At 69.5% G+C, this 19,885-nt stretch carries 19 protein-coding genes; 4 read left to right on the forward strand and 15 right to left on the reverse strand.

Annotated features, from left to right (window positions below; genetic code table 11):
* Nucleotides 1-9: 9 nt before the first annotated feature.
* The 7 genes from AB0M56_RS17220 to AB0M56_RS17250 form a co-directional block, all read right to left on the reverse strand.
* Nucleotides 10-1,986, reverse strand: a complete 1,977-nt coding sequence (locus AB0M56_RS17220; RefSeq protein WP_364176670.1) for a VWA domain-containing protein — start codon at nucleotides 1,984-1,986, stop codon at nucleotides 10-12.
* Complete coding sequence (locus tag AB0M56_RS17225) at nucleotides 1,983-2,789, reverse strand: CbbQ/NirQ/NorQ/GpvN family protein (protein ID WP_364176672.1); 807 nt, start codon at nucleotides 2,787-2,789, stop codon at nucleotides 1,983-1,985. Before AB0M56_RS17225 ends, AB0M56_RS17220 begins: the two co-directional genes overlap by 4 nt.
* On the reverse strand, nucleotides 2,786-4,255 hold the full coding sequence (locus AB0M56_RS17230; protein ID WP_364176675.1) for a hypothetical protein: 1,470 nt from the start codon (nucleotides 4,253-4,255) through the stop codon (nucleotides 2,786-2,788). Before AB0M56_RS17230 ends, AB0M56_RS17225 begins: the two co-directional genes overlap by 4 nt.
* A 22-nt stretch (nucleotides 4,256-4,277) precedes the next feature.
* Nucleotides 4,278-5,369 (reverse strand): ABC transporter ATP-binding protein, encoded by a 1,092-nt coding sequence (locus AB0M56_RS17235; protein ID WP_364176678.1) that lies wholly within the window; start codon nucleotides 5,367-5,369, stop codon nucleotides 4,278-4,280.
* 42 nt (nucleotides 5,370-5,411) lie between these two features.
* Nucleotides 5,412-7,193, reverse strand: a complete 1,782-nt coding sequence (locus AB0M56_RS17240; RefSeq protein ID WP_364176681.1) for an iron ABC transporter permease — start codon at nucleotides 7,191-7,193, stop codon at nucleotides 5,412-5,414.
* Between the two features lie 43 nt (nucleotides 7,194-7,236).
* A complete protein-coding gene (locus AB0M56_RS17245) occupies nucleotides 7,237-8,328 on the reverse strand; it encodes an extracellular solute-binding protein (RefSeq protein ID WP_364176684.1) in 1,092 nt (363 codons plus the stop codon).
* Nucleotides 8,329-8,677: 349 nt separating this feature from the next.
* On the reverse strand, nucleotides 8,678-9,667 hold the full coding sequence (locus tag AB0M56_RS17250; RefSeq protein ID WP_364176687.1) for a hypothetical protein: 990 nt from the start codon (nucleotides 9,665-9,667) through the stop codon (nucleotides 8,678-8,680).
* A 139-nt stretch (nucleotides 9,668-9,806) separates the two neighbouring features.
* Here AB0M56_RS17250 and AB0M56_RS17255 point away from each other — a divergent pair, with 139 nt between their 5' ends.
* Together AB0M56_RS17255 and AB0M56_RS17260 are read left to right on the forward strand one after the other, a co-directional pair.
* Nucleotides 9,807-10,835 carry a cupin domain-containing protein gene (locus AB0M56_RS17255; protein WP_364176690.1) on the forward strand — a complete coding sequence of 343 codons (1,029 nt, stop codon included), beginning with the start codon at nucleotides 9,807-9,809 and terminating at the stop codon, nucleotides 10,833-10,835.
* A gap of 86 nt (nucleotides 10,836-10,921) precedes the next feature.
* A complete protein-coding gene (locus AB0M56_RS17260; RefSeq protein ID WP_364177060.1) occupies nucleotides 10,922-11,746 on the forward strand; it encodes an NAD(P)-dependent oxidoreductase in 825 nt (274 codons plus the stop codon).
* 98 nt (nucleotides 11,747-11,844) lie between these two features.
* Here the strand turns inward: AB0M56_RS17260 and AB0M56_RS17265 are convergent, their stop codons facing one another.
* The 4 genes from AB0M56_RS17265 to AB0M56_RS17280 all read right to left on the reverse strand — a co-directional run bounded on the left by AB0M56_RS17265 (nucleotide 11,845) and on the right by AB0M56_RS17280 (nucleotide 15,017).
* The gene (locus AB0M56_RS17265; RefSeq protein WP_364177063.1) at nucleotides 11,845-12,882 is read right to left on the reverse strand and encodes a HoxN/HupN/NixA family nickel/cobalt transporter; all 1,038 of its coding nucleotides are present in this window, start codon (nucleotides 12,880-12,882) and stop codon (nucleotides 11,845-11,847) included.
* 67 nt (nucleotides 12,883-12,949) lie between these two features.
* A complete protein-coding gene (locus tag AB0M56_RS17270; RefSeq protein WP_364176692.1) occupies nucleotides 12,950-13,621 on the reverse strand; it encodes a class I SAM-dependent methyltransferase in 672 nt (223 codons plus the stop codon).
* Nucleotides 13,622-13,701: 80 nt separating this feature from the next.
* Entirely contained in the window at nucleotides 13,702-14,277 is a 576-nt protein-coding gene (locus AB0M56_RS17275) for a cupin domain-containing protein (RefSeq protein WP_364176694.1), read from the reverse strand.
* A gap of 32 nt (nucleotides 14,278-14,309) precedes the next feature.
* Nucleotides 14,310-15,017, reverse strand: a complete 708-nt coding sequence (locus AB0M56_RS17280) for a class II aldolase/adducin family protein (RefSeq protein ID WP_364176698.1) — start codon at nucleotides 15,015-15,017, stop codon at nucleotides 14,310-14,312.
* Nucleotides 15,018-15,162: 145 nt separating this feature from the next.
* Between AB0M56_RS17280 and AB0M56_RS17285 the strand changes: the two genes are divergently transcribed.
* Nucleotides 15,163-15,942: a FadR/GntR family transcriptional regulator gene (locus AB0M56_RS17285; RefSeq protein WP_364176701.1), complete on the forward strand. Its 780-nt coding sequence runs from the start codon at nucleotides 15,163-15,165 to the stop codon at nucleotides 15,940-15,942.
* Nucleotides 15,943-15,959: 17 nt separating this feature from the next.
* On the opposite strand, the gene AB0M56_RS17290 is transcribed toward AB0M56_RS17285, so the two are convergent.
* Nucleotides 15,960-16,298 (reverse strand): dihydrofolate reductase family protein, encoded by a 339-nt coding sequence (locus tag AB0M56_RS17290; RefSeq protein WP_364176703.1) that lies wholly within the window; start codon nucleotides 16,296-16,298, stop codon nucleotides 15,960-15,962.
* Between AB0M56_RS17290 and AB0M56_RS17295 the strand changes: the two genes are divergently transcribed.
* Complete coding sequence (locus tag AB0M56_RS17295; protein ID WP_364176705.1) at nucleotides 16,297-16,485, forward strand: hypothetical protein; 189 nt, start codon at nucleotides 16,297-16,299, stop codon at nucleotides 16,483-16,485. The two genes, AB0M56_RS17290 and AB0M56_RS17295, sit on opposite strands and share 2 nt — an antisense overlap.
* 111 nt (nucleotides 16,486-16,596) lie before the next feature.
* Here AB0M56_RS17295 and AB0M56_RS17300 read toward each other — a convergent pair whose 3' ends face one another.
* From AB0M56_RS17300 to AB0M56_RS17310, 3 genes are all read right to left on the reverse strand, one after another.
* Nucleotides 16,597-17,034: a VOC family protein gene (locus AB0M56_RS17300; protein ID WP_364176708.1), complete on the reverse strand. Its 438-nt coding sequence runs from the start codon at nucleotides 17,032-17,034 to the stop codon at nucleotides 16,597-16,599.
* Nucleotides 17,035-17,271: 237 nt separating this feature from the next.
* A complete protein-coding gene (locus tag AB0M56_RS17305; protein WP_364176711.1) occupies nucleotides 17,272-18,492 on the reverse strand; it encodes a phosphodiester glycosidase family protein in 1,221 nt (406 codons plus the stop codon).
* A gap of 455 nt (nucleotides 18,493-18,947) precedes the next feature.
* Nucleotides 18,948-19,868: a CotH kinase family protein gene (locus tag AB0M56_RS17310; RefSeq protein ID WP_364176714.1), complete on the reverse strand. Its 921-nt coding sequence runs from the start codon at nucleotides 19,866-19,868 to the stop codon at nucleotides 18,948-18,950.
* Nucleotides 19,869-19,885 lie beyond the last annotated feature (17 nt).

Genomic DNA, 19,885 nt, shown 5'->3' on the forward strand with positions numbered 1-19,885 from the left:
CGTCGCGGCCTACGCACGCCGGGCGGTGACGTACAGCCGGGCGAGGGCCATCGGCAGGTCACGCGGATCGGCGATCACGTGGTACTCGTCGGGGTCGCACATCGTCCGCAGGTAGTCGCCGCCGGCCGGGTCGACGGTGATGAGGTACGGGCGGACACCGGCGAGGCGGGCTTCGGCGAGCGCGCGCGTGGTGTCGGCGAGCGCGTAGTCCAGCACGGCGTCCTCGCCGTACCGCTGCCCGTAGTCGAGGTCGAACGGGCGACCGTCGGAAACCAGCACGAGCAGTTTCGCCGGCGCGCCGTGCGTGGCGAGCCGGCGGGTCAGGTGGCGGATGGCCGGGCCCATCCGGGTGGTGTGCTGCGGCACGAGCCCGTCGAGCCGCCGCAGGGTCGCCGGCGTGCGCCGCTCGTCGAGGGACTTCACGACCGAAACCACGACGTCCTCGCGACCGGTGCCGGAGAAGCCGTAGATGCCGTAGCTGTCGCCCACCCGCTCCACCGCTTCGAGGAGCAACGCGACCGATTCCCGCTCCAGGTCGAGGATCCGGCGGATCCCGTCGTCGCGCTCGGGCAGGCGTTCGGCCGTCGACGAGCTCAGGTCCAGTGCGAACGCGACGGCCACCTCGCGGGCCACCGGTTCGAGCGCGCTGTGCACGGCCTCGCCCGGCGTCCGTCCGGTCCGCAAGTCGGCCATGGCTTCGACGCAGGCGTCGAGGTCGAGGTCGTCGCCGTGGCGCAGCCGCGTGCGCCGGCGGCGCCCGAGCGGAGCCATGCGTTCCAGCTGCGCGGTCAGCGCGGGCAGCAGCGCGCGGTTGCGCTTGAGCGCGTCGCGGTGCGCGCGGCCGCCGCGCCCCGAACGGGGCCGCTTCTCGCGGACCAGGCACCAGTCGGCCAGGTACCGGCCGGCGTGGTGGTCCCACTCCGGATAGGCGAACTCGTGCCGTCCGCTCGCGTGGACGGGCCCGGTTTCCCCGTGGTGGTGGTCGTTCAGGTCGGGGCCGTGGTCGTGCGGCAGCGGCTCCGGCGGGCGCTGGACCGCCGTGACGTCGACCTGTCCGCTCTCGGCCGCCAGCGAGCGTTCGGTGAACTCGTCGGCCGCCTGGCCTTCCTCGCCGGTCGTCCGCAGGATCGCCTCGGTGAGCGGCATGCCGGAAGCCGACAAACCGAGATACCGGGGACCGGGCACGTCGCGGTAGCGCACGGGCGCGAACCGGACGTCGAACACCTCGTCACCTTCGAGCCGGAACTCCTGGCCCGGCAGCGTGAACCCGTCGTCCACATCGGATTCGGTGAACGCGACCTCTTCGTCCGGATCCGCCGCCGGCACGAGGTTGGGCAGCCGCACCAGCACGCCGTAGCACCGGATCGCCGCCTCGGCCGTCGATTCCACAGTGGACTCCCAGTCGGTCAGTACCTTCGCCACGGCGGCGATCCGGGTGACTGCCGGATGCAGTGCCGGCGGCAGCCGGATCGAGGTGGCGCCGAGACTCAGCCGGACGAGCGCCTCGGCCGCGGCGGAGCGGGACGGCAGCTCGGCGAGGTCCGGCCTCGCCGCCAGCTCGTCGTGGCGCACCCGCTCGTAAGCCGGTGCCAGGCCGGGGAACAGGCGCAGGGCCGCGGTGTCCACGCGCAGGTCTTCGAGCGCGGTGAACACCTCGACCGCGAGCGCCGTGCGGCCGAACAGGCCGGCGAAGCGGTCGAGCCCGCCGCTCAGGCCGGCCGGGCGCAGCCGCCGGAAGAACGGCTCCGGCCGGTCGAGATCGAGCTCGAAAGTGCCGAGTTCGTGGTGCAGCGCCCGATGCGTCAGCGCCACCTGGTACCACGACGGTCCCGAGTGCACGTGCGACGGGAGCCGCACGGTCGTCGCGGTGTCGGGCCGTTGGCGAAGTTCAGCATCGTCGTCGTAGGGCACCAGTTCGCACCCGCGCCCGCACAACGCCCGGTAGTACAGCGAGAGCGAGCCGGTCAGCGGCGCGAGCGCCGTCATGCCGCGAACACGGCGTGCGTCACCTGCCGGACGGCGTCCTGCACGTCCCGGTCGTCGCTGGTGGCCAGTACCAGCGCGAGATCGCACGCGCGCCGCGGTGCGACCCCGCGACCGATGAGCGCGCCGGCGTGGACGAGCAGCCGGGTGCTCGGGCCGTCGACGAGATCGGCGGCGTCGAGGTTGCGGATCCGGGCGCCGAGCGCGGCCAGTGCCTCGGCCACGTCCGCGGGCACGCCCGCTTCGTGCGTGATGATCTCGGCCTCCAGATCGGCGTCCGGGTAGCCGAACTCGATGGCGAGGAACCGCTGCCGGGTGCTCGGCTTGAGATCCTTGCTCGTGACCTGGTAGCCCGGGTTGTACGACACCACGAGCAGGAAGTCCGGGTGCGCCGCCACGGTGGTGCCGAGCCGTTCGAGCGGCAGCATCCGCCGGTGGTCGGTCAGCGAGTGCAGCACCACGGTCGTGTCCTTGCGGGCTTCGACCACCTCGTCGAGGTAGCAGATCGCACCCGTGCGCGCGGCCCGCGTCAACGGCCCGTCGAGCCACGTCGTGCCCTCGGCCGAGAGCAGGTACCGGCCGACGAGGTCGGCCGCGGTGAGGTCGTCGTGACAGGTGATGGTCACCAGCGGCTCGTCCGGCGGCGCCCCGGTGCGTTGTTTCGCGATCTCCCACGCCATGTATTCGACGAACCGGGTCTTGCCGCACCCGGTGGGTCCCTTGAGCAGCACCGGGATGCGCTGGTCGTAGGCCGCGCGGAAGAGGTCGACCTCGTCGCCTGCGGGCAGATAGAACGGCGCGGTCACCGGGCGAACTCCCCGTTCTGCTCGCGGCGGATCCACGAGACCGGGTCGGGCGCGTAGTCCCGGTGGTAGTCCCCGGGGTAGTTGATGCCCGGCACCGCGGGAATCCAGTCGTACTCCAGGTGGTGCGTGCCGCCGAGGCTGCTGGCGAGGCGCACCACGCGCTCGGAGTCGAGTGCGGTGATGCGGCCCTTGTCGATCAGCTTGACCCACTCGCCGGTGCTGCGCCGCCGGATCTCGTAGGTGGCGAACAGGTTGTGCACGTGGGGGAAGTGCATCGTCGGCAACTTGTTCTCCTTGGCGTAGGAGAGGAAGGTCTGGTCCCAGTGCTCGGCACCGAAGCCGAAGTGGATCACGCCGGCCTGCGCGCGCTCGGGCAGGTTCGTCCAGGAGTCGTTGTAGTTCCACAGGGTTTCGATCTGGCGGTAGCTCTTCGGGTTGGTGCCGATCGACGCGTCGTTGAAGTACGCCCACCCCGGATAGGGGAAGCCGGGGTAGTGCGTGTCCCGGTAGCGTTCCACGACCTCGCGCCACAGCTCGCCGTAGCGGCCGCCGCCCTCGATCTTGGTGATCATCCCCGACTCGATGGTCACCGACGCGTGCGGGAAGTATCCGGTGTGGTTGCTCGTCCCGCCGACCACGCCGTTGAGCGTGGGCATCAACGTCTTCGCTTCGCGCAGGAAGGTCTCCGCCGGGTGGCCGAACCGGATGCCCTGGATCGTCGAGCCGAGGATGTGCCCCGAGATGTAGGCGCCCTTGGGCCACAGCTCCGCCTGCTGCGGGGTCACCTGCCAGCCGAGGTCCGTCCCTTCGGGACTCGTGATGCGGACCTCGGCGGCGTCGCGGAACGCGTCGACCACCATGAGGTCCACGGTCCGCCAGATCTCGTCCGGGATCCCGTTGGCGCGGGAGATGAAGTCCTCGTAGGTCGAATACACCCAGTTGTTCCGGATCCGCTTGCCGGCGGCGCGTTTCCAGTGCGAGCGACCGGCTTCACCCGCGTAGACACCGGTGTAACCGGGGCGGTCGTCGAGGTAGCGCTTCAGCGCCGCCGCGGCCACGTTGAACTCGATGCCCTCCTCGATCATCGGCGGCAACCGGTCGGTGATCTCCCGCCACCCCTCGGCCGCGCTGTAGGACTTCACCTCCATGCCGAGGTCGGTGACGTCGATCCGGTCGACCTTCGCGACGCCGATCTCCAGCAGTGCCTGGCGGATGGCCTTGAACACGAGCTCGTGCTGGTGGGGGAACGTGACGATCAGCAGCTCGTCGCCGGGCCGGACGTCGCCGAGCGCGGACCGGCCGTAGCGGCGCCGCACGTGCGCCCGCGCGAGCGGCATCAGCTCCTCGAGGTCGTCGGTGCGCTCCTGCAGGAGGTAGTCCGGGAACCGCGGCGCCGGGTAGTCGAACCCGGGCAGTGGCGCGGGCACACCGGGAGCCTGTGCGGACAAGGGGTACGGGGCGGTCATCGGCGACCGTGCTCCTCTCGGGTCAGTGCGCGGGCAGGACGATCGCGTCCTCGGGCTCGGGCTGCAGGAAAATCGGGTCGCCGTGGGCGAGGCCGACCTTCTCCTTGTAGACGCGGACCTTCAGCACGTCGTCGCCGAGCCGGACGTAGTAGTCCCAGCAGTCGCCGTGGTAGATGCTGAACTCCACGGTGCCCTTCCAGGCTTCGGCGTCGTGCTGCTTGCGGGAGAATCCGAAGCTCTCGGGGCGCATGAACACGCTGACGGTGTCGCCCGCGCTCAGCTCAGAGTTGGCGCCGCAGACCAGCCGGCCGGGTCCGACCTGCACGCACACGCCGGTCTCCAGCACCTCGGTGACCACGCCGGTGAGCGTGTTGGAGACCCCGAGGAAGCGCGCGGTGAACTCCTGTTGCGGCCGGGCGTAGATCTCCTGCGGCCGGCCGCGTTCGACGATGGAGCCGCTGTTCATCACGACCACGTCGTCGGAGACGGCGAGGGCCTCGTCCTGGTCGTGGGTGACGAACACCGTGGTGATGCCGAGCCGCTGCTGCACGGCGCGGATCTCGTCGCGCATCCGGTCCCGCAGCCCGGCGTCGAGGTTGCTCAGTGGCTCGTCGAGCAGCAGCACCTTCGGCTCGCGCACCAGGGCGCGGGCCAGCGCGACCCGCTGCTGCTGGCCACCGGACAACGCCGGGGCCGGGCGTTCGGCGAAGTCGGCCAGGCCCACGAGGTCGAGCGCGTCGAGCGCCTTCTTGCGCGCCGCGGCGGCGCGGACCCGGGGTTTGTTGACCCGCAAGGGGAACATCACGTTCTGCACGACCGACATGTGCGGCCAGATCGCGTACGACTGGAACACGATCCCGATCGGCCGGCGGTGCGCGCCGGCGAACACCCCGTTGCGCGGGTCGGAAACGACCTTGCCGTCGAGCTCGATCGAGCCGGCGTCGGCGCGTTCCAGCCCGGCGATGAGCCGCAGCGTGGTGGTTTTCCCGCAGCCGCTGGGACCCAGCAGGGTCACCAGCTTGCCCTCGGCGATCTCCAGGTCGATCCCGTCGACCGCGTTGGCGGCCACGGTCCGGCCCGGGAATCGTTTCGTCAGTCCGGTCAGCCTGATCATCTTCGGATCCCACTCTCCCGCGGGGGTTGTTGTCGGGTGTGCTCAGCTCTGATTCGCGCCCTGGATCCCGAAGCGGCGCCCGAGCAGGCGGACACCGGCGACGAGGATCGTCAGGAACAGCACCATCACCACGCCGAGCGCGGCGACCACCGGGTACGAGCCGTTGGAATAGAGGTCGTAGATGCTCACGGACACGACCTCCGACCCGGAGGAGTACAGGAAGATCGCCGCGGAGATCTCGCGGAACGCGACGATCATCGTGTACAGGAACGCGGCCAGCAGTGAGGGCATGAGAAGCGGGATGAACACCCGCCGGAAAGTCTGGGCCCAGGAAGCCCCGCTGGCGGTCGCCGCCTCTTCGAGCTCGTCCTTGATCTGCGACATGCCGGGCACGAGGTAGCGCATCGCGTACGGCAGGCTGATCGTCACGAAGGCGACGACCAGGATGGTCAGCGTGCCGTAGAGGTGCACGGGCAGCGGCGCGGCGAGGTACCAGTAGAGGATGCCGACGCCCATCACGATGCTGGGCACGGCGATCGGCACCGTCGCGAGCCCGTCGAGCAGCCCGCGGCCGAACACCTTCGTCTTCACCGTGAGGTAGGCGACCACGGCGCTCAGCGCGGTGACGATCACCGCCGAGCTCACCGCCGTGACGACGCTGTTGCGCACCGACTCGATCAAGGCCGGCTGCCGGAAGATCTGGGCGTAGTTGCCGAACCCCAGGTCTCCCAGCGCTTTCAGCGAAGGCGGTTCGTAGCCGGGCAGCAGCGACGACCAGATCAGCATCGCCAGCGGCAGCACGACCGCGATGAGGAAGAACAGGATGAACACGGCCAGTCCCGCCCACCGCCACCGGCCCAGGTCCTGCACCGTCGAGCGGAACCCTTTGCCGGTGATCGTCTGCGTCGCCGAGCGCCGGCTCAGCCGTTGCGACAGAATCAGCCCGATCGACGCGATCACCAGCACGAACACCCCGATCACCCCGACCGTGCCGTAGTCGGCCGGGAACGCCTGCAGTGCGCTGTAGATCCGGCTGACGAACACGTACGTGTGGCCCGGCACGCCGATCAGCTGCGGCACCTCGAACGTCGAGATGGTCTGGATGAACATCAGCAGCGCGGCCGAGAGAATCGCCGGCCGGGCCATCCGCAGCGTGATCACGCGGAAGGTGCGCACGGGGGAGGCACCCGACGCGAGCGAGGCCTCCTCCAGCGACGAGTCCATCGAGCTGAACGCCGCCGTGCCCATGAGGAACGCGACCGGCGCGACGTGGATGGACTGCACGAACACCATGCCGGCGATCGAGTAGATGTTGAACGCCGGGAGCCCCACCGACCGCAGGACACCGTTGAGCGGCCCGCGTTCGGGGGAGAGCAGCAGCGCCCACGCCACCGTGTTGAGGATCCCCGGCACGATCAGCGGCACGAGCGCCGCCAGCTGCGCGAACGTCTTGCACGGGGTGTTGGTCCGGCTGACCAGCCACGCGAGCCCGAACCCGATCACCGTGCAGACGATCGCGGTGAGCCCGGCGTAGAGGAACGAGTTGAGCACCAGGGTGCCGAACCCGTCGGACGCGAAGGTCGTGGCGTAGTTGTGCAGTGTCCATGTCGAAACGCCGGTGCCGAGGAACGACGTCTGCAGGCTGGCGTAGATCATCGTGCCGACCGGCACCAGTGCGAGGTAGGCCACCGCGATCGCCGCGATGGCGAGCGTGAGGTAGCGCGGCTGCAGCAGGGATCGCCAGGACCGGTGGCGCGAGGTCTTCGCGGCCCGGCCGGTCTCGGTGGGTGCCGGGTCGCCGGGTCGGGTGTCCAGCAGGGTCATCGTGGGTCCTTTCGCCGGCGGGGTCCGCCACGGCCGTCAGGGGTCACGGCGCTTTCAGTGCCGACTTCATCTCCGCGAGCTCGTTGTTGTAGTCCGCCTGCGAGAGGTTCGGGTGCCCCCACGCGGCCGGCCACTTCGTCTCGTCCCACACCTTCGCGTCGTTGGTGACGTCCGGGCGGACCGACGTGTGGTTGGTGACGTCGACGATCTCCTGCTGCCCGGCCTTGGAGACCATCCAGTCGTCGAAGAGGCGGGCGGCGTTGGGGTGCGGCGAGTTCTTCACGACGTCGATGAGGTTCAGCGACGCGGGCAGTGGTGTGCCGTTGACGAAGTCCAGGGTGTTCGGCGTCTTCTTCTTGAGGCTGGAGGCTTTGTAGCCGTACGCGGTCGCGGCGGCGAGCGGCTCGCCGGCTTGCACGTTGGTCAGCGACTGGGTGTGGCTCTCGACGAACACCGGCGCGTTGTCGCCGAGCCCCTTCAGCAACGCCAGTGCCTTGTCGTGGCCCATCGCCGTGATCAGGCTGTCGTACCAGTTGACCGCGCCGGGGTCGATCGAGAACTGGCCGCGCCACTGGGGCTTCGTGAGGTCCTCCCAGGATTTCGGTGCGGTGAGGCCTTTCTGACTGAGCACCTGGGGGTTCCAGGAGAGCACGGTGGTGACGGCGTACACGACACCCTGGTAGCCGTCGGGCAGGCTGAGCCCGGCGGGCAGCGGCGCGGCGTCGACCGGTTTGTAGGGCTGCAGCGCGCCCGCCTGAAGGAGCTGGGCGATCTGCGGTGAGTCACCGGAGACCACGTCGGCGTTGTACTTGCCGCCGCGCTGCTCGGTGATCACGCGGGGCGGGATCTTGTCGGCGCTCAGCCGCAGCGCGTTGACCTTGATCTTCGGGTAGACCTTGTTGAACGACGCGATGATCGGCGCGACGTCGGCGTCGGCGAACGTGGTGTACCAGACCACCTGGCCTTCCCTCGCCGCCACCTCGGCGAGCTGCTGGGGGTTGCGCTGGTCGGCCGTCGTCTGGGCCGCGTCGGTAGAGCTGGCCGCGCCGGAGCCGCACGCGGCGGCCATCGTCAACGCCAGGCCGCCGGCGAGGACGGCCGAGACGGTCCGTCGGGTGCTTCGCCTCTTGTGCATTGCGGTTCCCTTCGGTGAGCGGACCGCCGCCGGGAACAAGGCGGGCTCACCACGATGTGAGTGCGGAACTGTCGCAGAGCTTCGGGTGCCGAGGGTCCGGTGCCTGAGGCCACGGGCCGTTCGGTTCGAGCAGTATGGACCTATGGTATGACCATTTGTCAACCGTTGACGCCGATGCTGCTCCCGATCGAAATCCTCGGCCCACGGATCCACTCCGGACAGTGAGCGCAGCGCGGGACGGCCCGTGCGCGATGAGTGCGGGCGGGCGCGTCCCTGCGGCGAAGTGGCAGCCATTCTGCCAAAGCCCGGCGGAAACCGTAGGGCCGAATGGCGGATTACCGCACCGGGTTCACACCACCACCTCGGTCATGATCCCGGCCGGGAAGATCTCGTCGGCCGTGGCGAGCCGGTGCGCTATTCCCTGCTGGGCTGCATAGGTAAGCAGTTGTTCCCAGGTCGCGCGATTGGGTTCGATGCCGAAGGGGAATGGGTCGCCGGCGAAGAGTTCGCGCATTTCGCGGCCGTAGGTGGCGAGCCAGGGGAGCGGGTAGCGCGACACGGCGGGGTCGAGAAGCCGTTCGACGCTGCGCTGTTTCGACTCCAGGAAGGCGTTGTAGAGGTTGCGCGCCACCCAGGGGTGCTCGTCGAGGATCTGCCGGCGCATCGCGATCAGGTGCATGATCGGCCAGATGCCGGTGTCGCGGTAGTAGTCCTGTTCCCGTTCGCGGTAGTCCGGGAACAGGCGCACGACGTCGGGGTGTCCTTCGAGGAAGCACGTCGGCGGCCGGGCGATGATCGCGCAGTCGATGTCGCCCGCGGCGAGCAGGTCGGACAGCGACCGGTCGGAAACGCGGGTGAGCCGCACGCCGGGCGGCAGGGTCAGCTCCACCTTCTCGACGCGGCCCGGGGCGTTCGCGCCGGCCTGGTACCACTCGATCTCGTCGAGTTTGACGCCCATGTCGTTGTGCAGCCAGCCGCGCATGTACACCGCCGCGGAGTGGGCCCACTCGGGCGAGCCGACCTTCTTGCCGCGCAGGTCTTCCACGGAGCGGATGCCGCTGTTGCGGTTGACGTAGAACGAGCCGAACCGGAACAGGCGCGAGCAGACGACCGGAAGTCCCACGATGTCCGGCTCGTCGCGGGTGATCTGCGTGCTGAACTTGGCGAAGGACAACTCGGCCACGTCCCACTCACGGTTCGCGGTGAACCGCGCGAAGATCTCGTGGTGACTCAGCATCGACCAGGTGTGGTCGATGCCCTGGGCGCGCACGGCGCCGGTGCGGAAATCCCGGAAGTGGTCGTAGTCGGTGGTCGCGATGCTGAGGCGGACGTCGCTCAAGGAAGCCTCCCGGAAGCTCGGGCTCTGGATTGGTAGGACAGTTAGGCCTATACTTCGGAGCGTACCCGGGCGGGACGTCCGGGAGGAACATGTTCTGCCTCCGTCGAAAAGCGCCAAGGCGCGGGAAAGCGAGGAACGCATGGGCAAGAAGGGACGCGTGTTCGTACGTGGCTTGACTTCTGAGACCTACGGGCTCGGTCAGTTCCGTCAGGCCCAGCTGGCCGCCGAACGGGTCCGCGACGACTCGGTGGTGGTCGACGACGCGAAGGTCGGCCACTCCGGCGACTCGGAGAAGTCCCGCACGTGGTGGCGGATCGGGCCGGGGGACGAGGACTTCCTGACCCAGACGTTGCAGGTGCATTTCGTCGAACTGCCGCCGCACAGCTCCAACCGGGGACACGGACACCAGAACGAGGCGTCCTTCTACATCCTCGAAGGCGCCGGCTACGAGATCCACGACGACCAGCGTTACGACTGGAAGGCCGGGGAACTGGTCTTCGTGCACACCGACTCGGTGCACCGGCACTACAACCCCTACGACGAAAAAGCCGTCGCGCTGGTCATGAAAGCCAAGTGCACGTGGATGTTCCTGGGCCTGCTGCAGCAGGGCCGCGGCGGCCCGATCGAGCGGCCGGACGAGTTCGGTGAGCGCGAGGACTGGTCGAGGATCTGGACCGACGGCGTGCTGGAGCGCAAGAAGGTGGTGCGGCAAGAGGACACGGTCTGGGAAACGACCCCGATGGGCCGCGTCCGCGTGCTCAACAGTCCCGAGCGGACGGACCTGCGCCAGTTCTCCGTCGACGTCTTCGAGCTCGACATCCCGGCCGGCAGCCGCTCGGGCAAGCACTGGAAGATGGCCGACGAGGTCCTCTACGTGCTCGACGGCTCCGGCTATTCGCTGCACTGGGAAGTCCAGGAGGAGATCGCGGAGAAGTACTACGCGCGAGTCGCGAAGACGCCGACCCGGCACGAGATCACGAAGGGCGACACGCTCTACGTTCCGCAGAACACAATCGCGGTGCATTACGCCGCCGACGGCACTCCGCTGCGGTTGCTGTCCGCGCAGAACCGCATGTTCAAGCACCTCGGCTACGACAAGGTGCACTACTTCGAAAACGCTCCGGAGTACGCCGCCGGCGAGCTGGCCGAAGCCGCCGCGACCGTCTGATCGTCCGCCGGAGGGGCCTGTCTCGTGGTTCGCCGCGAGGCAGGCCCTTTTCGTTCGACCGTTTGCCGAAGGAGAGGAACGTGCTGATGCCGAACCACGGAATCGCCGGTGTCGGGGTGGCAGGGCTGGGGGCGATGGGCGGGCCGATCGCCCGGCACCTTGTCCGCGCCGGCCTGGACACAGTGGTGTTCGATCGGAATCGCTCCACAGTGGACGAACACGTCGAAGGGGGTGCGCGGGCTGCCGGGTCCGCGGCGGAGCTCGGCGGGTGCGACGTGGTGCTCGTGATCGTGCCGTCCGATGAGGACGTGCTCGAGGTGTCGGCGGCCGTGCTGGCCACCGCGAAGCGCGGCTCCGCGTTGCTGATCTGCAGTTCGGTGACGCCCGAGACCTCCCGCCGAGTCGAGGCCGAGGCCGGAGGTGCCGGAGTGGCCGTCCTGGACGCGGCCCTCACCGGTGGCGTCCGCGGAGCGGAGAACGGCGAGATCGTCCTGCTGGTCGGCGGGGAAGAATCCGTGCTGGACCGGGTGCGCCCGGCACTCGCGCCGTGGACGAAAGCGGTGCACCACCTCGGTCCGCTCGGCTCCGGCCAGGTCGGCAAGACGGTGAACAACCTGTGCCACTGGGGTCAGATCACGGCGATCGTCGAGGCGATGCGGCTCGGTCGCAGCCTGGGGGTCGAGCCGGCGAAGCTGCGCCGGGCGCTGCTCGACGGAGTGGCCGCGAGCGCCACGCTCGCGCAACTCGAACTGATGCGTTTCACCTGGTACCGCAAGGATCTGGCGAACGCGTTCCGCATGGCCGACGGAGTGGGACAGGACCTGCCGGTGGCGCACACCGCCCGCGAGGTGATGGAGGGCATCACCGTCGCGGGCGTGGCGGAGCTGTTCGAAGGGCCGGCCTCTTACTAATCCGGCCAAAAGTAGGCGGACCCCCCGCGCGGCACGTAACCGTTGCTACGAAGGCCATTCGGCCGTGACTGTGGTCGGATTGGTAACGATCGGCACACCTAACGGTCGGGGTCGACGGAGAGGTGGGCCGACCACTTCTCCTCGATCCGGCCGACCCGCCAGACGATCACGGCGACGAGCCAGGTCGCGACGAACAATCCGGCGATCGCGAAGCCGACGTTGTTCAGGTCGAGGTCGGCGATCGCGGCCAGCGGGCCCGAGACGATCCCGAGCCGGTCGGCGAGGATCGACAGCAGCTCGATCGTCCCGATGACGAGCGCGACGGCCACCGAGAGCGCGGTCACGGTGAGGTTGTAGAAGACCTTGCGCACCGGCTTCGCGAACGCCCACCCGTAGGCGAAGTTCATGAAGCAGCCGTCGGCGGTGTCGAACAGCGTCATCCCCGCCGCGAACAGCACCGGCAGCACGAGGATCGCGTACCAGGGCAGGGCGAAAGTGGCCGCGCCGGCCGCCAGCACGAGCAGGCCCACTTCGGTGGCGGTGTCGAACCCGAGTCCGAAGAGGACACCCACCGGATAGATGTGCCAGGGCTTGCGGACCGCCTTCGTCAGGCCGGACAGCAGCCGGTTCAGCACGCCGCGCCGCGCGAGGTGCTCCTCGAGCTCGGCTTCGCTGAACCGGCCGTGGCGCATCTCGCGGAACACGCGCAGGATGCCGAACAGCACCACCAGGTTGACGATCCCGATGATGTAGAGGAACACCCCCGACACCGACGTGCCGATCAGGCCGGTCACCCGGTGCAGCGCCGACGAGTCGTCCGTGACCGATCCGGCGAGCGCGCGCACACCGATCGAGAGCAGCAGGCACAGTCCGAACACGACGGTCGAGTGACCGAGTGAGAACCAGAACCCGACCGACAGCGGCCGGCCCCCCTCGGCCATCAGCTTGCGAGTGGTGTTGTCGATGGCCGCGATGTGGTCGGCGTCGAACGCGTGGCGCAGCCCCAGCGTGAACGCCGTGACGCCGAGCCCGACTCCGAAGAACCCACCGCCGGCCAGCGCGTGGTGCTCCGGGGCCACCACGAGGCCGAGCACTCCCCAGCCGACGAGGTTCAGCAGCAGGACAACCGTGGCCATGCCGCCCAGCGACGCCCACTCGCGGCCGCTGAGCGCGACGCGGAGGCGGGCGAGCCGGTGGGATCCGTCAACCGTCACGACGAGCCGCCAGCAGGCAGGTGTAGAGGCCGCGCCAGGGCATTTCGACGTCGGTGAATCCGGCCTTCGCGAGCCCTTCGAGGTGGTCGTTCACCGACGGCAGGGCGTCGTTGTGCTTGTGGGCACCGGCCTTGTCGGAAGGCGGGATGAGCTGCTTGCGGGCCGCGCGCAGCCGCGCGTCCCACACCGGCCCGGGCCCGATGTGGTCGAGGTTCAGCAGCCAGCCGCCGGGCGCCAGGTGCTCGGCCACCTCGGTGTAGAACCGCGCCAGCTGCGCCGGGTTGAGGTGGTGGCTGGCCCGCGAGGTCATCACCACGTCGAGGTCACCGGGCAGCTGCGCGAGGTCCGTCATGTCGGTGAGCTGGTAGTAAACGCGGTCGGCGAAGCGGGCGAGCCGCGCGCGGGCGGCGTCTTCCATCACCGTGGAGACGTCGGTCCAGATGCCGTGGGCGCTGGGGAACAGATCGAGCAGGACCTCCAGGAAGTCACCGGGGCCGCTGCCGATGTCGGCCACCAGTTTCGTCCGCGGCCGGTCGCCCGCCACCAGCGTGGCGGCGATTCGCCGGGGCAGCACGAGGAATCCGACGAGGCTGTCCTGTTCCAGCCACGACGTCGCGACGGTCGGGTCGAGCCATTCGGACACGGGTGTTCCTTCGGGCACGGGCACTCCTCACAGGTCGGATGGGTTCGTGACTCGGCCGTGCTCCCGCCTGGAGTGCGGGAGCACGGCCGAGAGGCGGGCTATTTGCGGGCGCCGTGCGTGGTGCCGGCCTCGACGGCCGCGTCGAGGAGCTGCTTGCCCTCCTCGGGGGAGAGCTGCACGCCGTGGCGCTCGATGTTGTGCAGGCGCATGGTCCGCAGCAGTCCCGTGTCCTGGATCGCGAGGTAGCGGGCGGTGTCGTTGCCGTCGAGGTTGAAGTGCTGGTGCCACGCCCACCGCGGCGGCGCGAACAGCGTGCCCTCCTGCCATTCGACGACCTCGATCGGCTCGTCGTCGTAGTTGACGAGCGAGAAACCGTGTCCCTTGACCACGTAGAGGTAGGCCTCGGTCGTGTGGCGGTGGCGCACGGAGTTGTTGCCCGGCTTGAGTTCCGAGATGTGCGCGCTCAGCACCTCGTAGTCGGCGAGGTCGAAGTAGTGGCCTCGGTTGTTGCGCCACGGCCGGGCCGGCAGCTCCATCTTCCGCAGGTCGTCTTCCACGACCAAGCCCTTGTTCGGAGGGTGTTGCCGGTTGAACTCGTCGCGGGCCGCGATCTCCGAGGAATCGAGGTTCTTCTTCTCGCTGGCCAGGACACCTTTCAGGTACTCGTCACGCACTGCTGCTCTCCTTGTCGTACTCGCGGGGGACTTCAGGGGTTTTCGGTGCGCCGCACCACGTGCCGCCACAGGGTCGTGACGTTGAACGCCCCGCCCAGTTCGGGCAGCAGCGCGAGGTCCTCGTCGGGGATGGCCACCGGCTTCCCCCCGGCGTGGGCGACGGCGAGGGTCCGGCGCGCGAGCGAGTCGACGGCCATGGCCTGCAACACCGCCTGGGCCACGGCCGTCTCGGGGTCGCCGCCGGCGACGCTGACCAGCCCGTGTCCACTGAGGACCAGGACCGGCCGGTCGCCGAGCGCGTCGGCCATCTGCCCGGCGAGGTCGTGGTCGTTCACCAGCACCGAGCGCGGCCACACGGGGATGCCGTCGGCGGCGAGCCGCGCGGCCGGGATGTCGTAGGCGCCGAACAGCGGCAGCCACGGCAAGCCGGCCAGGGACATCGTGACCACGGCGGGCGGGTGCGCGTGGACCACGGCTGTCGCCTCGGGGTGGCGTCGCAGCACCTCGGTGTGGATCGGCAGTTCGTTGGGCACGCTCCAGTCGCCGGTCTCGGGCGTGCCGTGCAGCGGCACCGGCCGGATGTCCTCCGCTGTCGTGTAGCGGAGGCCGGCTTCCTCCGGGCCACGGCAGCGCACCAGCAATTCGTCCGGCGACGTGCGGACGCTGATGTGGCCGAGCACGTGCTCGACGAGGCCGGTCGCGGCGAGCACCCGGCAGGCAAGTGCGACGGACTCCCTCACGGCGCCTCCTGTTTGTTCCGAAGGTCTGGTCTATTGGTTAGTCCGAACGACGATATGACCATAAGGCGCCCTCCGGCGGCGGGTCAACCCTCGGGCGGGTGCCGCGACAGCGGGGGTTTCGGTGTTCCTGTGAGAGGATCGGCGCATGGAACCAGCAGGGCGGGGTGGATCCGCGGCGGCTCCGCGGGCGGACAGCGGACTGTTCGACGTCGTGTCGTCGAGCCGGATGTCGGAAGTCATCGTCGAGCAGATCCGCTCGCTCATCCGCGCCGACAAACTGCGTCCTGGCGATCGCCTGCCGAGCGAGCGCGCCCTGTGCGAGCAGATGGGCGTCAGCCGGGTCACCGTCCGCGAGGCGCTACGCGTACTGGAAGCCGCCGGCCTGGTCGCGATCCGGGTCGGTGCGCGCGGCGGCGCGTTCGTCACCACGCCCTCGTCGACGAAGCTCAGTGCGAACCTCGCCGACCTCGTGAACCTCTCGCCGATGACAGCGCCGGAGGTCATCGAGGCCCGGCAGGTGGTGGAGCTCGGCATCATCGAGGCGGTGATCGAGCGGGCGACCGAAAAGGACGTCGACGAACTGCGCGAGTTGACCCGCGAGCACCAAGCCGCTCTGAAACGCGGCGAGTACAGCATGGAGATGTCGGCCGCGTTTCACGTCCGCGTGGCGCAGTGCACCCACAACGCCGCCATCGAGATGCTGGTGCACTCGTTCCACGGTCCGCTGCTGATGTCCCTGCGCGAGGCCCAGGTGGCCGCGCCGCTGATGGGCCACCGGGGCACCAGCGAGCATCGCGAGTTCGTGGAGGCGATAGCCGCGCGGGACGCGGAGAAGGCGCGCGAGATCATGGCCAAGCACCTCCGCCGGACTTCCCAGCGGATCGCGCGTGTGCAGGCTTCGCGGGAAAAGGGCAAAGAAGTCTAGGGTCGCCGAGACCCGCCTTACTTGTCGGCCGGCGCGTAACACAGTTCGAGGACCCCGGACGGGAACGCCGTGCTTTTCACCAGGCGCAGTTTCACGGCCTCGTCCAATTCCGGGAACAGCGCCTCGCCCTTGCCCGTGACGGCGGGGAGCACCCACAGGCGGTATTCGTCGACCACACCGAGCTTGATCAGCGAGTGCAGGAACTCGGTGCCTCCGGCGGCGACGAGGTCTTTTCCGGGCTCGGCCTTGAGCTTGGCGATCTCTTCCGCCGTGTCACCGCCGGCGATGCGGGTCTCGGGCCAGTCGTCGGCGGTCTCGAGGGTGCGGGAGAACACGACCTTGGGGACCTCGTTCATGGCCTCGGCGGATGGGTTGCCGCTGCGCGAGGGCCGGCCCTTCGGCGTCACGGTCCGGGCGGAGGAACGGCGGCTGGTGCTGGGGTACGAACCGGCCACCTTTCACGCTGATCGCACTGGTCACGTCGAGGTGCGGTTCAAGACCGCTGTGGCGCCGAGGATCGCGGCGCTGCTCGGGGCGCACTGAGCCGCGCGAGGGAGAGGATGCGTTCGCTCCCCATGGTTTCGGGCTGTGCGACGTATCCGGCAACGCCCCGGGCAGCTTCAGCGGCAACACCGGCTTCCGCTCGCGGAATCGTCAGCCGAGCTCCTCGACCAGCCCGATGATCACGCCGGCGGGACCGCGGACGTAGCAGTACCGGCAGTAGTCCTCGTACCGCGCGACCTGGCCCACGAGCTCGGCGCCGTGGGCGCGCAGGCGGTCGAGGGTGTCGTCGACGGAGTCGATGACGAAGGTGAGGCGAGGGATGCCCGGGACGTTCACCGGTGCGCTCGGCGCGGTCGCGGTGGACACCGGCGAGCGGAACGTCGACAGCTCGATCCGGCCGTGGCCGTCCGGGGTCCGCAGGAAGGCGAGGTCCGCCCGGACGTCGTCCAGGCCGACGAGCTGGTTCACCCATTCGCCCTCGACCTTGGTCTCACCCTCCAGCTCCATCCCCAGTTCGACGAAGAACGCGACCGCGGACGCGAGGTCCTCGACCACGAAGCCGGTGTGGTCGAATCGGCGGATCGTCATGGTTGCCTCCCGTGTCGCGCGGCCTTCGTGGCCGCTCGTGTCCCTGGGACGGAGCCGGTGCCGCGGTTCCGACATCGACAACCGTGTCCGTCGTCACAATCTCCTCGCCTCGCGTGACGTGCGCAGCTCGAGAATCCTCGCAGGTCGACGAAACCTGGGCTGCTCGCCGCCGTGGAAAGCGGAGGCCGGCTTCCACGGCGACGAGGCAAGGACGGGACAGACCACGCCCTGAGGGTCTCAGCGGACGAAGACCCCGATCCCGTTGGCGACCGAGCGCTCGCCCGCGGCGTCGGTCGGGTGGTTGCGGACCGTGACGGTGTGAGCGCCGGGGTCGCGGGCCACGAGTGAGGTCGAGCCGCCGCCGTCGAGGTTCACGGCGTTGGCGGCGCCGGTTTGCTGCAGGAGCTGGGCGACCTCGGGTGTGGTCATGCCGCCGCTGGTGCCGGGTTTCGCCTGCACCGCGAGGAGGAACAGCGTGTGGCCGTCGGCGCTGAAGCCGGCGCCGGTGCGGACCGCGGCGGTCTTGGCGTCCTGGCCGGGGACCACGGTGCCGTCGCGCAGGATCGGGAACCCGCCGATCGCGAAGCGGAACGGGATGCCGCGCCCGGTCGACAGGGCGTAGTGCACGGTGACGTGCTGGCCGACCTTGAGCGTCCGCAGCGCGTCCGCGCCGGCTTCGCGACCGACCAGCACGGTCTCGTCCCGCGCGATGGCGCCGGCGCCGGCGGTGTCGCCGACCGAGACGACCCGGTCGTGATCGAGTGTCACCTCGGTGGTGTCCGTGCTGCACGCGGCGCCACGGTTGGTGTCGGTGCCACAGACCGAGCGGGCGCGGGAGGTCGCGCCCCACGCGCTGGTGTAGGCGCCGATGCTGCCGACGGGGATCGCGTACTGGTTCAGCCCGCCGAGCGAGTAGGTGGCCGCCTTGATGCGGACGCTGCCCTCCAGGTGCGCCGTGCCCAGCCGGGCCACCTGGTCGACGCCGACGCCGAGCACGGCTTCGGTCGTGACTCCGGGCGGCATCCCGGGCCCGAACCGCTGCCCGTTGGGGACGGCGGCCTTGAGGACGCGCCGATCGGCGATCTCGGGGCCGTCGGAGGAGTCGGTGAAGGCGACGCCGGGGTGCTGGGCCTCGGTGTTGTTGAAGAAGTCGCCGTTGACGCCGGCCACCGCTGCCTGCGCGTTCGCCATCTGCGACACCGTCGCGGCCTGCGCCACCGACTGCGGGTGCAGCAGGTCCACGGAGACGTGCGGGTTGCGCAGGTCGACGGTCAGCAGCTCACCCTGGATGGTCGCGGCACTCGCCGAAGCGGTCGTGAAGGTCTCGAGGCGAACGCCGGGAGCGAGCTGTTCGCTGCCGGTCACGTCGAGGGCTGTGTCCGCGAACGCCGACGTCGGCAGCACCGTCGTGGCAGCGGCGGTCAGCGTCAGCGCCACCAACGATCTGCGCAGTCTCATGGGCGGGTCCTTTCTTACCGGAACGAAGCCCGCCCACTCTCGCGGCCGGTGGTGACCTCGTCCGGCCGTGGTCGTGAACCCGGCATGAACACCAGGAGGGCACCTGGTTCGAGTCCGGCGGGCAAGCAAGAAGCCCAGGCCGAGGGGCCGAGTGCCGTCGGCGTGTGCGGGTTGTCCGCCGGAACGCGCCCGAGTACAGGGCCGTCCAGCACGACGGGCAGCAGAACTGGCGGAACACCGCGCGGGTGTCGACGTAGTCGGCGGCGTCCGCGATGATCTCCGGCCCGGCGTCCGACGGTGGTCCATTCTGGACGGCACTGGCCGGAAGCCATCTCGACGTCGAGGAGACCCGTCCCGTCGGGATGCAGAACAGCACGCCGGTGTCGATGCCGTCGGCGGGTGATGAACCGCGCGCGCACCAAATGTCTGAAGCCTGGTCAGTCGTGAAGTCCCGCTCAGGTGAAGTACAGCCTCGACGGCGCCGGATCCTGAAACACCCTCTGACTCCCGCTCGGCGTCGGATCGGCGCCGAAGGTCACACCCTGGCCGGTGCGGACGCTGGTGAGGGTGAAGAAGCCGCTGAAGCTGGTCGGGTTGGCGACCGGGTCGATCGGGGTGAGGGTGAACTCGTCGGCGTGGTCGGAGTTGTCGGCGGCGCACGTGTAGAGCAGCTGGTGGCCCAGGGGTGTGGTCATGGCGCTCGCGTGGAGGGGGCGGCCGGTGGCTTTGGCGGCCGGCGAGGTGCCGGCGCCGAGGGGGCCGAAGGACCACAGGTCGGCGTCTTCGACGTTGGCCGGGCGGGGGCGGTGGATGACCTCGAAGTTCGGGGGCGCGCCGGGCGCGGCGGGGATGGGTTCGGTGCTCGCGTGGAGGCACTCGTTGGTCGTGTCTTCGCGGACGTAGGCGCCGTCGGGGCCGGGCAGGCCCGCGCAGAGGTAGGCGGCGGAGGTGGCGAGGCGCAGTTGCTTGCGGACGGTGATGAGCTGGGCCGGCATGTCGGGCACGCCCAGGCTCGTCAGGACGGCGCCCATGCGGTCGAGGAGCGGGGTCAGCACTTCCTGCTGGGTTTTGCGGCCGAAGGCCGTGTCGCGGTAGGTGCGGATCTGGTCCATCAACTGTTCGCGGCGGCCGGCGTCGTTGTGGACGAGCTTGGCCAGCAGTCCGCTGGTGCGGACCGTGAAGTGCCGTGTGGGCTGGAAGGTCTGGTCGACGCCCCACGGGATGAGCTTGAACTTCACGTTGCCCAGACCAGGTGAGGCGACGGCCTCGACGTCGTTGTAGGCGTAGGTGTTGTTCGTGTTGCCCGTGTAGCCGTCCCAGTGCTTGAGGAAGAACTCCATCGCGTAGAGCTTGACGAACTGGTCGAGGTCGAGCACCTCGGCGGCCCGCTCAG

Origin of the sequence: Amycolatopsis sp. NPDC051372 (genome assembly GCF_040682095.1) — a bacterium.
Lineage (GTDB): Bacteria > Actinomycetota > Actinomycetes > Mycobacteriales > Pseudonocardiaceae > Amycolatopsis.